This is a genomic window from Streptosporangium canum, from assembly GCF_900113865.1.
Classification (GTDB): domain Bacteria; phylum Actinomycetota; class Actinomycetes; order Streptosporangiales; family Streptosporangiaceae; genus Streptosporangium; species Streptosporangium canum.
Window position 1 is genome coordinate 4,725 of the sequence record NZ_FOQY01000044.1, and the last position, 14,223, is coordinate 18,947.

Below are 14,223 nucleotides of genomic sequence, written 5' to 3' on the forward strand. Positions count from 1 at the left end.
CTGGGAAGGCTGCTGGCCGTAGGCGGGCTGCTGCCCGTAGGCACCCGTCCCCTGCTGCCCGTACCCCTGCTGCTGGCCGTAACCCGGCTGGGTCTGGCCCGGACCGGTGTGCGGCTGTGAGGTCTCCGATCGATATCCCACAATTGTCATGTCGGGGTCGTGTTCGCCAGGGGCTCGACCCGCGTTGTGCTGTCCGTACTCCGGCTGCCCCGACGGTGTGCGATCGCGGTCGGGATCATCCTGATACGGCGGCTGTCCGGTGCTCACCGCGTCACCTCACTACTTCGACGGCGCATGTGGCCATATGCGAGACTCACATGCTTGCTGCAGCACAAGGTATCGACATAGGTATCAACAGTCATCTTTCCGATCGGTAACCGTCAAGGTCACGTCAGTCGCGATCCCGTGACAGGTGGAGCAGCATCCGGGTGTTTCCCAAGGTGTTCGGCTTGACGTGCTCCAGGTCGAGGAACTCCGCGACGCCCTCGTCATATGAGGCCAGAAGTTCGGCGTAGACCTCCGGTGAGACGGGCGTTCCCTGGATCTCGCGGAAGCCGTGCCGGGTGAAGAAATCGACCTCGAAGGTGAGGCAGAAGACCCGGCGGAGCCCGAGGCCGCCGGCGGTGCGGATGAGCTCCGAGACGATCCGGTGGCCGATGCCCAGCCCCCGGCAGGCGGGGTCGACGGCGACGGTGCGGATCTCGGCGAGATCCTCCCAGAGCACATGGAGCGCTCCGCAGCCCACGACGACGCCCGCCCGCTCGGCCACCCAGAATTCCTGGATGTCCTCGTACAGGGTGACCGTGGCCTTCTCCAGAAGGCGCGGGCCGGCTCCCCCGTAGGTGTCGACGAGCCGCCGGATGACGCGCACGTCCGGGGTGCGGGCCCGCCGTACCGTGATCTCCGCCGCGTCCGCCGCGTCCGCCGGGCGGTCCCGCGGATCCCGTTCCACGTCCGCGCCTCCGTCCCCGGCCACGGCGCGTCGTCCCGCGATCTCGGTGTCGCGAACGGCCGGGGTGGGGGAATGCTCCGCAACCTGCTCCATAACCGATCAGCGTACGTCCTCGGCACGTGCGAATTACGGCTCACCCTTAACTCGCGCCCCATGGCCAACAGATGACAGATGGTAGTCGGGTCGCGACACTGGGCTGCGGGCGCCGACAACGGGTCAAAACTCGCCTTTCGCATGGTCCCGGAGCTGCGAAGACCTCCACCTCCCGCAGACCGAGGACACATAAAACCAGCGCATGCACATGTTGATCATGAAAATGCGTGATCTTCCTGTGACGTTCCGGTTGTGAAAGCTCTACCGAGTTTGTAGTTCTGGTTGAGCATGAACCTCCAATTGCACTAATGTCCGTGCTCGATGTCAGCGACGTTAAAGCGCTGAACCGCCGAATCCCCGGACCCGGGGAACCGGGGACCCACCCTTTAGTCCCCTGGGGTGAATCCGAGGTGCCACCAGCACCTCGGTAGGGCTGCCTCCGGCCCGAACCCGTCAGCTAACCCGGTAGGCGGCCGAGAGAGGAGCCTGTTGGTGAAGCGCACGCGTGACCGTGGGGGGAAGAACGCGGGCAGACATGCCCGCTATCGAGAACACGCCCCGCGTGGACTCGCCCGCCGGATGGCGTTCATCGGACTGGCCTTCGCCACTCTGACCCTCGGCACCCCTCTCGTCGCGGCCACCGCCGACCCGGAGCCCAGCCTCCCGGAGCTCGCCAAGCAGGTCGAGAAGCTACACACCGACATCGAAACGCTCACCGAGCAGTACAACGGCGGGCGTGTCAAGCTCAAGCAGGCGCAGCGCGCCGCCGCGAGCGCCAAGAAGACCCTCGCGGTCAGCGAGTCCGAGCTGGCGTCCCGGCGCACCAAGGCCAGCCTCCTCGCGCAGAGCTCCTACATGTCGGGAGGTCTGGGCTCCGCCATGCTCTTCAGCCAGCCGACCGATCCCGACACCTTCCTCGACCAGGCCACCACGAACTATGCCCTCCAGCAGCAGCAGAGCGAGGAGGTCGCCCAGGTCGCACGGGCGATCGAGGCCGCCGAGCGGGCACAGGCCAGCGCCAAGGCCCGGACCGCCGAGGTCAAGAGCCTCCTGTCGGAGATCGGCACCAAGCGCACCAAGATCGAGCGGCTCGTCGACAAGGTCGAGAGCAACCTGTTCAGCGAGGTGCGCAGCCGGGCCAAGTCCAACAGCCGGGGCAGCCGGGTGAAGATCAGCGTGCCGATCGTCGGCAGCGGCAAGGCGGCCGAGGCCGCCCGCTGGGCACTCACCCAGCAGCTCAAGCCGTATGTCTGGGGCGCCGAGGGGCCCAACTCCTTCGACTGCTCCGGCCTGGTCATGTGGGCCTACCAGAAGGTCGGCATCAGCCTGCCGCACTACACCGGTGACCAGTGGACCGCGGGCACCCACATCTCCAGGGACGAGCTGCGCCCGGGTGACCTGGTCTTCTTCTACAACGACCTGCACCACGTCGGCATCTACATCGGCGCCGGACTGATGGTCCACGCGCCCCAGACCGGCGACGTCATCCACATCGCCTCGATCGACAACCGGCCCTTCGCCGGCGGCGTGCGCGTCGCGGACTGAACCGGGCGGCGGAAGATCGCCCGATCCGGCCGGACGGCGGACCGCCCGGCCGGATCAGACAGCGGACCATCCGACCCGATCAAGCGGCGGCGGACCGCGCGACCGGATCAGGCGGCCGACCGTCCGACCCGATCAGACGGCGGCGGACCGCGCGGCCAGGACAGACCGGGCGGCTAGATCAGACGGCGGCGAGCCGCCCAGGCCACGGCTTCGATCGCCGTGGCGACACCGATGCGGTCGCAGATTCCACGGAGCCTGCGCCGGACGGTCCGGCCGCTGATGTCGAGGCGACGCCCCACCCGGTCCACGGTGACGCCCTTGGCAAGCTCTGCCAGGAGCACGAGATCTTCGTCACTGAGACCGATCTCGCCCATGCCCAGGAGGCTGTCGCCGCGACGGGAATCCACTTCTGGATATGCCATCTAGAGTCGCTCCCCCCGCACTGGAACTCGGGCGCGAGTATGTTGGATATCAATGTCGCCCGTCAGGAACGGTAAACGCCTTGTTCAAAGGTCGTCAAGTTCCCCTCTTGATAGAGGTGACGAGCGCCATTGACATAGCGGGCGCTACGTGAAGTACTCATGATATGTCGGTGCCTTTGCGGTTAAGTCGTGGCCAAGCCAAGGCACGCACCCGCAACCGCCTGCTGGCCGCGGCTGCCGAAGTCTTCGCAGAACAAGGTTTCGCCGGGGCCTCCGTCGACGAGATCGCCTCCAGGGCGGGCCACACGGTCGGCGCCCTCTACTCCCATTTCACCGGGAAAGATGAGCTGTTCCTCACTCTCTTCGACGAGCACGCCGCCCACCGCCTTGACGGCGTCGAGGAAATCGCCTCCCAATGGGAGGAGGACCAGACCGTTTTCGTCGCGCTCGGTGAGTATCTGGCCGAGATCGCCGATCAGCACACGGTATGGAGCACGCTGGAAATGGAGTTTCTGCGCTACGCGCTGACCCGGCCGGAATTGCTCGACCGTCTGGCCGCCCGCTGGTGGGCTCCCCGTACGGCCGTCGCCCGCCTGGTGGCCCCGCACTGCGCCGCGCACGACCCGGTCGCCGTCTCGACCGCGATCATCGGGCTCTTCGAAGGGCTCGTCACGCAGCGCCGCGTCGACCGCGCCGCGGTGCCGTCCGAGCTGTTCGCCGAGGCGCTGCGCTGGCTGACGGCCGGACTCGCCCACTCTTCCGGACCGGCGGCCGCGAACACACCGCAGCCCCCTCGGCCGGCATGCCGGGAGACCGGCCGTAAGCGCACCCGGAGGACCTCGTGAACACGCCGGAGGACCCTCAGTGAGCGCGCCGGGGGATTCTCGTGAACACGCCGGGAGACCGGCCGTGAGGCGGCTGAAAGGCCGTCGGCCTCCGACGGCGGCACCGGGTCCGGCCCTGGCCAGGCCCGGCACCGCCGTACGGGATCACGGTGTAGGGAGCCGGCAGGCTCAGCCCGCCGGCTTGACCAGCGGGAACAGGATGGTCTCGCGGATGTTCTTGCCGGTGAAGGCCATGACGAGACGGTCCACGCCGAGCCCCATGCCACCGGTGGGCGGCATCGCGTATTCCAGGGCGGTCAGGAAGTCCTCGTCAAGCTGCATGGCCTCGGGGTCGCCGCCCGCGGCGAGCAGGGACTGCTCGGTGAGGCGGCGGCGCTGCTCGACGGGGTCGACCAGCTCCGAGTAGGCGGTGCCGAGCTCGGTGCCGAAGCCGATCAGGTCCCACTTCTCGGTGAGGAGCGGGTTGTCCCGATGCTGGCGGGTCAGCGGGGAGGTCTCCAGCGGGTAGTCCATGACGAACGTGGGCTGGATGAGGGTGTGCTCGACGAGCTCCTCGAAGATCTCCTGGACGAGCTTGCCCTGGCCCCACTTCGGGTCCCAGCGGATCTCGTGCGCGTCGGCGTGCTTGCGGACGTGCTCCAGCGGCGTCTCGGTGGTGATCTCCTCGCCCAGTGCCTCCGAGACCGCCCCGTAGAGGGTGATCCTCGGCCACTCCGGCAGTCCCAGGTCGATCTCCTGACCCTCGTGGGTCACCACGGAATGGCCGAGCGCGGCCACGACCGCGCTCTGGATCATCCGCTGGGTCAGGTCGGCCATGTCGTTGTAGTCGAGATACGTGCCGTAGGCCTCGAGCATGGTGAACTCGGGGTTGTGGGTGGCGTCCGCGCCCTCGTTGCGGAAGTTGCGGTTGATCTCGAAGACCTTCTCGATGCCGCCCACCACGAGCCGCTTGAGGTAGAGCTCGATCGCGATGCGGAGGTAGAGCTCCATGCTGTAGGCGTTGATGTGGGTCTTGAACGGCCGGGCCGTCGCGCCGCCGTGGATCGGCTGGAGCATCGGCGTCTCGACCTCGAGGTAGCCCTCACCGTGCCAGAAGTCACGCATCGCCCGCACCACGGCGCTACGGGTGTAGGCCATCTTCCGCGCCTCGTCGTTGACGATGAGGTCCAGGTAGCGCTGGCGGACCCGCGCCTCGGGGTCGGTGAGCCCGGCGTGCTTCTCCGGCAGCGGGCGCAGGCACTTGGAGGTGATCGCCCAGCGGTCGGCGAGGATGGACAGCTCGCCCCGGCGGGAGGTGATGACCTCGCCCTCGATGCCGACGTGGTCGCCGAGGTCGACGTCGCGCTTCCACGCCGCCAGGGACTCCTCGCCCACCTTGTCCAGGGAGATCATGACCTGGAGGTCGGCGGAGCCGTCCCGGACCGTGGCGAAGCAGAGCTTGCCTCCGGTCCTGGAGAGCATGATCCGTCCGGTGACGCCGACCCGGTCGCCGGTCGCGGTGTCAGCGGCGAGATCGGCGTATTTTTCACGGATCTCGCCGTTGGTCGCGGTGCGCGGGAAATTCACCGGGTAGGGGTCGACGCCCTCGGAACGGAGGCGGTCGAGCTTCTCCCGGCGCACGCGCATCTGCTCGGGCAGATCCTCGGCTGGGTTCGTCACTTCATCGGTCACAGGGCAAGGTTACCGATGTCCGTGCTAAGCGGTGTTGCGGTGATAGATCAGCCGGAGACCGATCAGTGTGAGCCACGGCTCGTGCACGTCGATCGAGCGCGCCTCGCTGACCACGAGCGGCGCCGCGCTGCCGGTCGCGACGACGGTGACGTCGTCCGGGTCGTCGGCCAGCTCGGCCGCCATCCGCTCGACGATCCCGTCGACCTGACCGGCGAACCCGTAGATGATGCCCGACTGGAGCGCCTCGACCGTGTTCTTGGCGATCACCGACCGGGGCCGGATCAGCTCCACCTTGTGCAGCTGCGCCCCGGCCGCGGCCAGCGCGTCCACCGAGATCTCGATGCCGGGGGCCGTCACGGCGCCGATGTACTCTCCCTTGGCGGAGACCGCGTCGAAGGAGGTCGCGGTGCCGAAGTCGACGATGATGCACGGCCCGCCGTACAGCTGGATGGCCGCCAGCGCGTTGACGATCCGGTCGCTGCCGACCTCCTTCGGGTTGTCCATCCTGACCGGCACCCCGGTCCGGATGCCGGGCTCGACGATCACCGCGGTGACGTCGCCGTAGTAGCGGCGGCACATCTCGCGCATCTCGTTGAGCACCGACGGCACCGTGGAGCAGAGCGCTATGCCGTCGACGTCGGCGCCTTTCAGCAGTGGCGACTGTCCGAGCAGTCCCTGCAGCACGACGGCTATCTCGTCGGCCGTGCGCCGGGCGTCGGTGGCGATCCGCCAGTGCTCGATGACCTCGTCGCCCTCGAACAGGCCGAGAACGGTGTGCGTGTTACCGACGTCGATGGCGAGCAGCATCAATTCCCCCGAAGGTCCAATGCGATGTCAAGAGCCGGCGCCGAGTGAGTGAGCGCGCCCACTGCAAGGTAGTCAACGCCTGTTTCGGCCACATCACGGGCGGAGTCGAGGGTCAGCCCGCCGCTGGACTCCAGCCGCGCCCTGCCGTCCACCAGCCGTACGGCCAGCACCAGGTCGTCCACGGTGAAATTGTCCAACAGGATCTCCTCGGCTCCCTCGGCGAGCACCGGCTCGATCTGGTCGATCCGGTCGACCTCGACCTCGATCGGCAGACCGGGGTAGGCGTCGCGCACCGCCCGGAACGCCTCGGCCACGCCACCCGCGGCCACCACGTGATTGTCCTTGATCAGCGCCGCGTCCGAAAGCGACATGCGGTGATTGACCCCGCCCCCGCACCGCACGGCGTACTTCTCCAGGGCCCGCAGCCCGGGCAGCGTCTTGCGGCTGTCCCTGATCCGCGCCCCGGTCCCCTCCACCGCGCGGACCCAGCGGTCGGTGAGGGTCGCGATGCCGGACAGGTGGGTGAGCAGGTTGAGCGCGGTCCGCTCGGCGGTCAGCAGGTCCCGCGTGGGGCCGGTGACGGTCATCAGCACGTCGCCCCGGGTGACGCGCTCGCCGTCCTTGACCAGCCGCTCGGCCGTGAGGCGGCCCTGGCTGAGATGGGAGAACGCGCCCTCGGCGACGGCGAGCCCGGAGACCACCCCGTCCGCGCGGGCCACCACGTCGGCGGTGTCGGTCTGCCCGGCCGGGATGGTGGCGAGGCTGGTGACGTCGCCCGGGGCCTGGAGGTCCTCGTCCGCGGCGGCCTGGAAGAGGGCCGTCACCGTGGCCGGGTCGAGCCCCGCCTCGATCAGGTCCGTCTCCACCCGGGGCGGCAGCACGGTCGCGCGCTGTCCGTGCGGCACGTACGTCATGGTCATTCCCTCCGCTGTCAGAGTCACGTCGAGGTGGCCCAGCCACCAGGCATCGTTGCGTTCGGGGAAGTCCTCGCGCCAGTGCGACCCGCGGGTCTCCTCGCGATTGCGGGCGGCCTCCACCAGCGCCGACGCGACCGTCAGCAGGTTGGTGGCCTCCCATGACTCGGTGCACGGCTCGACCGCCACCGGGGTCCACCGGGAGCTCACCAGTGCCCGGGCGACCTCGCTCAGGGACTCCTGGCCGCGCAGCACGCTCGCGCCCCGGCTCATGTGCCCCTGGATCCTGGGCCTGGCCCTGGGGTCGACCAGGCCGGTGGGCCGGTCGTCGGCCACCGGCTCGCCCGGCGCGGGCCGTACGGCGGCCGGGGCCGCGCCCGTCCCGTTCTCACGCGGATCCCGCGCCGCGCCGGAGCCCGCGGATCCGGCCCGTCGCCCGGCGTGGATGTCGGCGGCGATCCGCTCGGCGAAGACCAGGCCTTCGAGCAGCGAGTTCGAGGCCAGCCGGTTGGCGCCGTGCACCCCGGTGCAGGCCACCTCGCCGCAGGCGTACAGGCCCGGCACGCTGGTACGGCCGTGCAGGTCGGCGCGGACGCCGCCGCTGGCGTAGTGGGCGGCCGGGGCGACCGGGATGGGCTGGGTGACCGGGTCGATGCCGTGTTCCCGGCAGACCGCGTGAATCGTCGGGAAGCGGGTGCGCCACTTCTCCTCGCCGAAGTGGCGGGCGTCGAGATACATGTGGTCGGCGCCGGTCTCGCGCATCCGCCGCATGATCGCCTTGGCCACGACGTCGCGGGGCGCGAGGTCGGCGAGCTCGTGGACGTCCTTCATGAAGCGGACGCCCTCGGCGTCGACCAGCACCGCGCCCTCGCCGCGGACCGCCTCGGAGATCAGCGGCTGCTGGCCGGTGGAGTCCTCGCCGAGCCAGAGCACGGTCGGGTGGAACTGGACGAACTCCAGGTCCCTGACGACGGCGCCGGCCCGCAGCGCCAGCGCCACCCCGTCTCCGGTCGAGACGACGGGGTTGGTGGTGGCGGCGTAGACCTGGCCCATGCCGCCGGTGGCCAGCACCACGGCCCCGGCCCGGACCGCTCCGACGCCGTCGCGCTCGCCCTCGCCCATGACGTGCAGGGTCACCCCGGCGGCCCGGCCGCCGGAGTCCTTCAGGAGGTCGAGCACGAGAGCGTGCTCGATCACCTCGATGGACGACTCCCGGAGGGCCTGGACGAGCGCCCGCTGCACCTCCGCGCCGGTGGCGTCGCCGCCCGCGTGCACGATGCGGTTGCGCCGGTGGCCGCCCTCCCGGGTGAGCTGGAGCTCTCCCGAGTCGTCGGTGTCGAACCGGGCGCCCGCCGCGATCAGCCCGCGCAGCGCGCCGGGTCCCTCGGTCACCAGGACCCGCACGGCCTCCTCGTCGCAGAGGCCGACCCCCGCGACGAGCGTGTCGGACAGGTGCTCGGCCGGGGTGTCCTGCGGGTCGAGCACGGCGGCGATCCCGCCCTGCGCCCAGCGGGTGGATCCCGACGACAGCACGTCCTTGGTGACGACCAGGACCTTCGCCTCGGGGTCGAGACCGGCGTACCGCAGCGCCAGGGTCAGCCCCGCGATTCCGGATCCCACCACGACTACGTCGGCCTCGACCGTCCAGCCCGGGGCGGGCGCGGTCAACCTCTGGGGAATGGCAGGGATCGCCATGACCGTCTCCTCGCGGGGGTTGAGAGGCTTCATTTCGTCAACGTGACGATAACGTGCGCGTCCTCGTGCTTCTTCCCCGGGGGTGCCCCTGTCGAGTCCGTTCCGCGGTGCGGCCGGCGGGCGGCGGCCTCACACGCCGGCGGGTCGCGGGGGCGCGGGCCGAGAGCCCGCCGCGACCGCCGGGACTCCCCGAGACGCGTGTTCGGAGATCCGCGGCGTCAGGTCGGCCACTTCAAGGACCTGCGACTTTCTTGATCTTTATTCACCCGTCGTTGACATACACGCAACCTCCCTACATAACATGCATGTAGCCGATGATCATCCCCCACCCATCGCAGCGGAGGCATCGCCGTGGCCCCTGAACCAGAACCACAACAGTGGCGCGAGTGGGACGACGGACCTGAGCTCTCCCGCTCGTGGCCCTCCCCCCACGCGGACATCGATGTCGACACCGCCGGTCTCAGGAAGGTTGGCAACGCGATCACGATAGAGGTGGACGGCGCGCGCGGCTACGAATCCTCCGCCCTGAAGCCCTGGAGGGACATGGCCGCCGAGGTCGGCCACCTCGACATGGTCACGGAGCTCGAATCCCTGGCGTGGCTGGACTGGACTGCGTTCAGGACACTCGGGTGGACGCTGGGGCTCATCGGCGGCCGCGTCACAGACGGAACCCAGTCCGCCCTGGAGAGTTACGACAGCTTCGGCAACATGATCTTCGCGACCTCGGCGAACTACGCCATGGCCGACAGCGTCTTCGACAAGAACATCTCCGTGCTGCGATACGCCGTCAACGGCGCAGGCGTCCGCCACCAGACCTCGCCCACGAAGGACGGGTGGCCAGAGGACGACGTCTCAGGCTATGACGCGCCCAAGATCAAGTCCATGCTGGCCGGCATCGAGGTGGCGAGCATGCTGCGCAAGGGCGGCGCGTGCGCCGAACTGGCCACATGGTTGACCAACCTGCAGTCCCTCATCGAGGAGCACGCCAAGCAACTGGCCGGCGCCTGGCGGGGCGAGCCGGCCGAACTCGCCCTGGACGCCTTCCGCAAGGTGCACGCCACCACCAGAGCGCTGGCCCACTCTGTCGGCACGACCGGTGAAACGATCATCTGGCTGGCCAACGTGATCCACCGATATCAGGTGAACTTCGAATCCGTGGTCAAGCTGGGCGACTGGGAGTTCGACGACGACCTGCCGGACTGGCTGCTCCCGTCGGGCGGCGGCGCGCACGACCGCGCCCGCGACTACCTGCGCGACCTCAACCAGTACATGAAAGCCGCCTACGACATGCTTCCCGCGGAGATCGAGACCCTCCTCCCCACCGCCCGGAGCGATGACGCGAAGAGCGCCTACAAGGGTGACGGGCTCAAGGACGGCAGCGACTACTGGGATTCCATGATCACTTACCAGCAGCCTCTGGGCTCCGGCGAGCCGGTGTACTGACGGAGCCCGTCCGCATACGGGCGGCGGGAGGGGTTGAGAGGCGCCGGAGGGCCCTCCCCCACGCGTCTTCCCGCGAAAAAGGCTCTCAGCCCGCCGGCCGGTGGAGCACGTCACCGCGCAGGAGGTCGGTGACGGGCTCCGGGGCCGAGGCGGGGTCGTGACCGAGATCGACGATCCGGTTGCCGCGGTCGACGTGGACGACCCTGGGCCGGAAGGTCCGCGCCTCGGCGTCGTCGAGCTGGCCGTACGCGATGATGATCACCAGATCGCCCTGGTGGACGAGGCGGGCGGCCGCGCCGTTGATACCGATGACCCCGGAACCGCGGGGGCCCGCGATCGTGTAGGTCACCAGCCGGGCGCCGTTGTCGATGTCCACCACGTGGACCTGTTCGCCGGGGAGCAGGCCCGCCGCGTCCAGCAGATCCTCGTCGACGGTCAGCGATCCCACGTAGTGCAGATCGGCCTGGGTGACGGTGGCACGATGGATCTTGGACGTGAGCATGGTGCGGAGCATGTGTCGATCACCTCTCACTCGGTCGCGCCGCCTGGTGACGTGCACGCCTGCGCGGAATATATCCGACACCCCGGAGCCGCCGCAGTGCTTCCGTCCCCGGACTCCCCGAAGACCGGTCACCGCTGAAGGCCGGTCTCGGTGCCGGCCGCCTCTGAAGCCCGGTCACCGCTGAAGCCCGGCCGACCCCGAGAGCCTGCCGCCCCTGAAGACCGGCCGTCTCTAGAGGCCGATCGTCACGTTGTCGATCAGCCTGGTCGAGCCGACCCCGGCGGCCACGGCGAGGATCGCCTCGCCCGTGTGGCCCTCGCCGACCTCCGCGAAGGTCGCCGGGTCCACCAGGACCAGGTAGTCGACGGCCACCGAGGGCTCCTCCGCCAGCACGGCGCGCGCGACCCGCCGGATCTCCCCGGGGGTCCGCTGCCCGGCCCCCGCGAACAGGGCCCGGGACAGGACCGTCGCGGTCCCGCGCTCCTCCGGGGACAGGTAGCGGTTGCGGCTGGACAGGGCCAGGCCGTCGGCCTCCCGGAGCGTGGGCGCCCCGACGACGGAGATCGGCAGGTCGAGGTCGGCGACCATCCGGCGGATCATCGCGAGCTGCTGGGCGTCCTTCTGCCCGAACACCGCCACGTCCGGCCGGACCAGGTTGAACAGCTTGAGCACCACGGTCAGCACGCCGTCGAGGTGCCCCGGCCGGAACGCCCCCTCGACGATCGCGCCCATCTTCCCCGCCGAGACGCCGACCTGCCGGTCCGGCAGATACATGTCCTCGGCGGCGGGGGCGAACACCAGGCTCACACCCTCCGCGGCGCAGACCTCCAGGTCGTCGTCGAACGTGCGGGGATAGCGGGAGAAGTCCTCGCCGGGACCGAACTGCAGCGGGTTCACGAAGATGCTCACGGCCACGTGCTCGGCGTGCTCGCGGGCCAGCCGCATGAGCGAGCGGTGTCCCTCGTGCAGCGCGCCCATGGTCGGCACCAGCGCCAGGGCGGCCTTCCCCGGGGATGCCGGGCCGCCGATCCCCAGGGCCCGCCTCGCCTCGGCCAGCTCGGCGCGGTCACCCGCCACGATCACGTCCATATGTTGCCTCCCAGGGCGTCCAGGAGGCGCTCGGCGGCCTCGGGCTTGAGCAGCCCGGCCGCCAGCGCCCGGTCCGCCGTGAGCCTAGCGAGGGCCACATAGGCGTCCGCGGCCTCGGGGGCGGCCAGGATCAGCGCGTCCACGTGCTTGCGGACGGTCCCCGCGTCTCCGCGCACCACCGGGCCGGTCAGCCCGGCGATGCCGAGCCGCAGCACGTTCTCCAGGGCGGCGCCCAGCAGCGGGCCGAGCATCCGGCCCGGCTGCTCCACGCCGATCCTCTCCAGCAGCTCGGAGGACTCCGCGACGAGCGTCACCATGTGGTTGGCCGCTCCCGCCAGGGCCGCGTGGTAGAGCGCCCGGTCCTCGTCCTCGATCCAGACCGGCTCACCCTCCATCTCGATGACCAGGGCCTCGGCCACCGGACGGAGCGGGTCGGGCGCGGTGACGCCGTAGGAGATGCCGACGAGCCGGCGGAGGTCGTCGTCCTTGCCGGTGAAGGTCATCACCGGGTGGAGGGCCAGCGGGAGCGCCCCCGCCTTGATCGCCGGGTTCAGCACCGCCAGGCCGTACGCGCCGCTGGTGTGGGCCACCAGCTTGCCCCGCAGGTCGGCTCCGGTGCCGACCAGGCCGGAGACCAGGTCGGGCAGGACGTCGTCGGGGACCGTCAGGAGGATGAGGTCGGATTTCGAGACCACGTCCTCGGGGCGGGTGGGGATCAGGCCGAGCCGCTCCGCGGCCCGTTCCCTGGAGGAGTCGGAGACCCCGCTCGCGGCGACGACTCGGTGGCCCGCTCGCGCGAGCGCGGCGCCGAGTGCCGAGCCGACCCGGCCCGCGCCGACCACTCCGACGGCCAGCCGTGCCGGGCGATCACGTGTGTCCATCAGATGCCCATCAGATCTAGCGAGCGAACTGCCGGGTTTATCCGCCAGGGGAATCGCTTCATTGATCGCGTTCTTTCGTCCGAAACGGGCAGGGCTTGTCCGTCGCCCACCTCGGCTGAGGAAGGCGAGAAGCCACTCCCTTCAGGGAGTCGAGTGGTCACGACGTCCCGTCCTTCGACCATCTGGGCTCCTTGCCCAGGTGACCAGCGTAACGGGCCGAGCCGTTCCAGCCACGTCACGGCGTGAATCGGAGAACGGCGACGGGTGCCGGCCTCCCTTCAGCCCGGCGTCCGCCGGGTATCCGGCCGGTCATGGGGCGACCTGCGCCGTACTCCTCAGGTGAGCGGGCCGGGCGCTGTAGCGTCTGTTGACGTGTGGCTCACCTGGCGCGACGCGATGGAGCATGCGCTCTACGGCGACAACGGCTTCTACCTGCGGGAGCGTCCCTCGGGGCACTTCCGGACCTCGGTCGGCGCCTCCCCCGTCTTCGCCGAGGCGGTGCTGCGCGAGCTCGTCGCGGTGGACGACGTGCTCGGCGCCCCGCCGGCGATCGACCTGGTGGACATCGGCGCGGGCGAGGGCGTTCTGGCGGCCGGCGTGCTCGCCGCCGCACCGCCCGGCCTCCGCTCCCGGCTGCGGGTGACCGGGGTGGACCTGGCCCGCCGGCCCGCCCGGCTGCCGGAGGAGATCAGGTGGACGGCGTCCGTGCCGGACGGGATCCACGGGCTCGTGATCGCCAACGAGTGGCTGGACAACGTGCCCGTGGACGTCGCCGAGCAGACGGCGGACGGCCCCCGGCTGGTCCTGGTCGACCCGTCGAACGGCGCGGAACGGCTCGGAGACAGGCCGCAGGACGCCGACCTGGCCTGGCTGGCCCGCTGGTGGCCGATGCGGGCGGCGGGCGAGCGGGCCGAGATCGGCAGGCCACGCGACGAGGCCTGGACATCGGTGATCGCGGGGCTGGTAGGCGGGCGTGCGGTCGCGATCGACTACGCACACCCTGTGGACGACCGCCCGCCGTGCGGGACGCTGGCCGGTTACCGTGACGGGGCGGTCGTCGCGCCCGTGCCGGATGGATCGTGCGACATCACCGCGCACGTGGCCCTGGACGCCTGCGCGGCCGCCGGGGAGCGCGCCGGGGCCGCCACGACGGTTCTGACCACGCAGCGGCAGGCGCTGCGCGCCCTCGGCGTCACCGGCGCCCGCCCACCCGTCGAGCAGGCCCGCAGCGACCCGCGCGGCTACCTCCGCGCCCTGGCCAGATCCTCCGAGGAGGCCGAGCTGATCGCCGCCGAAGGGCTAGGCGGCTTCGGCTGGCTGTCCCAGACACGCTTTCCGGTTGCGCGGCCCGGTTAAATGAGGAC

Annotated in this window: 12 protein-coding genes and 1 riboswitch; of the genes, 4 read left to right on the forward strand and 8 right to left on the reverse strand. The window is 70.2% G+C overall.

The features are described 5' to 3' along the window. Window positions 1-391: 391 nt before the first annotated feature. Complete coding sequence (locus tag BM085_RS38025) at window positions 392-952, reverse strand: amino-acid N-acetyltransferase (RefSeq protein ID WP_093891664.1); 561 nt, start codon at window positions 950-952, stop codon at window positions 392-394. A gap of 430 nt (window positions 953-1,382) precedes the next feature. Then, a riboswitch (cyclic di-AMP (ydaO/yuaA leader) is annotated at window positions 1,383-1,532 on the forward strand. Between the two features lie 5 nt (window positions 1,533-1,537). On the opposite strand from BM085_RS38025, the gene BM085_RS38030 reads away from it, so the two are divergent. Further along, window positions 1,538-2,590: a C40 family peptidase gene (locus BM085_RS38030; RefSeq protein ID WP_245789931.1), complete on the forward strand. Its 1,053-nt coding sequence runs from the start codon at window positions 1,538-1,540 to the stop codon at window positions 2,588-2,590. A 173-nt stretch (window positions 2,591-2,763) separates the two neighbouring features. Here BM085_RS38030 and BM085_RS38035 read toward each other — a convergent pair whose 3' ends face one another. After that, on the reverse strand, window positions 2,764-2,964 hold the full coding sequence (locus BM085_RS38035) for a LuxR C-terminal-related transcriptional regulator (protein ID WP_031157992.1): 201 nt from the start codon (window positions 2,962-2,964) through the stop codon (window positions 2,764-2,766). Window positions 2,965-3,182: 218 nt separating this feature from the next. Between BM085_RS38035 and BM085_RS38040 the strand changes: the two genes are divergently transcribed. Further along, complete coding sequence (locus BM085_RS38040) at window positions 3,183-3,857, forward strand: TetR/AcrR family transcriptional regulator (RefSeq protein WP_177245478.1); 675 nt, start codon at window positions 3,183-3,185, stop codon at window positions 3,855-3,857. Window positions 3,858-4,025: 168 nt separating this feature from the next. Here the strand turns inward: BM085_RS38040 and lysX are convergent, their stop codons facing one another. Genes lysX through BM085_RS38055 form a run of 3 tightly spaced genes read right to left on the reverse strand, consistent with a single transcriptional unit; the run spans window position 4,026 to window position 8,977 of the window. Beyond that, window positions 4,026-5,528, reverse strand: a complete 1,503-nt coding sequence (gene lysX / locus BM085_RS38045) for a bifunctional lysylphosphatidylglycerol synthetase/lysine--tRNA ligase LysX (protein WP_093891625.1) — start codon at window positions 5,526-5,528, stop codon at window positions 4,026-4,028. A gap of 24 nt (window positions 5,529-5,552) precedes the next feature. Further along, window positions 5,553-6,335 carry a type III pantothenate kinase gene (locus BM085_RS38050; protein WP_012895503.1) on the reverse strand — a complete coding sequence of 261 codons (783 nt, stop codon included), beginning with the start codon at window positions 6,333-6,335 and terminating at the stop codon, window positions 5,553-5,555. Further along, a complete protein-coding gene (locus BM085_RS38055) occupies window positions 6,335-8,977 on the reverse strand; it encodes an L-aspartate oxidase (protein WP_093891626.1) in 2,643 nt (880 codons plus the stop codon). The genes BM085_RS38050 and BM085_RS38055 overlap by 1 nt, the downstream gene beginning before the upstream one ends. A gap of 318 nt (window positions 8,978-9,295) precedes the next feature. On the opposite strand from BM085_RS38055, the gene BM085_RS38060 reads away from it, so the two are divergent. Further along, on the forward strand, window positions 9,296-10,387 hold the full coding sequence (locus BM085_RS38060) for a hypothetical protein (RefSeq protein ID WP_143121257.1): 1,092 nt from the start codon (window positions 9,296-9,298) through the stop codon (window positions 10,385-10,387). 85 nt (window positions 10,388-10,472) lie between these two features. Here BM085_RS38060 and panD read toward each other — a convergent pair whose 3' ends face one another. The 3 genes from panD to BM085_RS38075 all read right to left on the reverse strand — a co-directional run bounded on the left by panD (window position 10,473) and on the right by BM085_RS38075 (window position 12,859). Next, window positions 10,473-10,901 (reverse strand): aspartate 1-decarboxylase, encoded by a 429-nt coding sequence (gene panD / locus BM085_RS38065; RefSeq protein ID WP_093891628.1) that lies wholly within the window; start codon window positions 10,899-10,901, stop codon window positions 10,473-10,475. Between the two features lie 219 nt (window positions 10,902-11,120). Further along, on the reverse strand, window positions 11,121-11,978 hold the full coding sequence (gene panC, locus BM085_RS38070) for a pantoate--beta-alanine ligase (protein WP_093891629.1): 858 nt from the start codon (window positions 11,976-11,978) through the stop codon (window positions 11,121-11,123). Continuing rightward, a complete protein-coding gene (locus tag BM085_RS38075) occupies window positions 11,969-12,859 on the reverse strand; it encodes a Rossmann-like and DUF2520 domain-containing protein (protein ID WP_093891630.1) in 891 nt (296 codons plus the stop codon). Before BM085_RS38075 ends, panC begins: the two co-directional genes overlap by 10 nt. A 372-nt stretch (window positions 12,860-13,231) precedes the next feature. On the opposite strand from BM085_RS38075, the gene BM085_RS38080 reads away from it, so the two are divergent. Continuing rightward, window positions 13,232-14,215: an SAM-dependent methyltransferase gene (locus BM085_RS38080; RefSeq protein WP_093891631.1), complete on the forward strand. Its 984-nt coding sequence runs from the start codon at window positions 13,232-13,234 to the stop codon at window positions 14,213-14,215. Window positions 14,216-14,223: the final 8 nt, after the last annotated feature.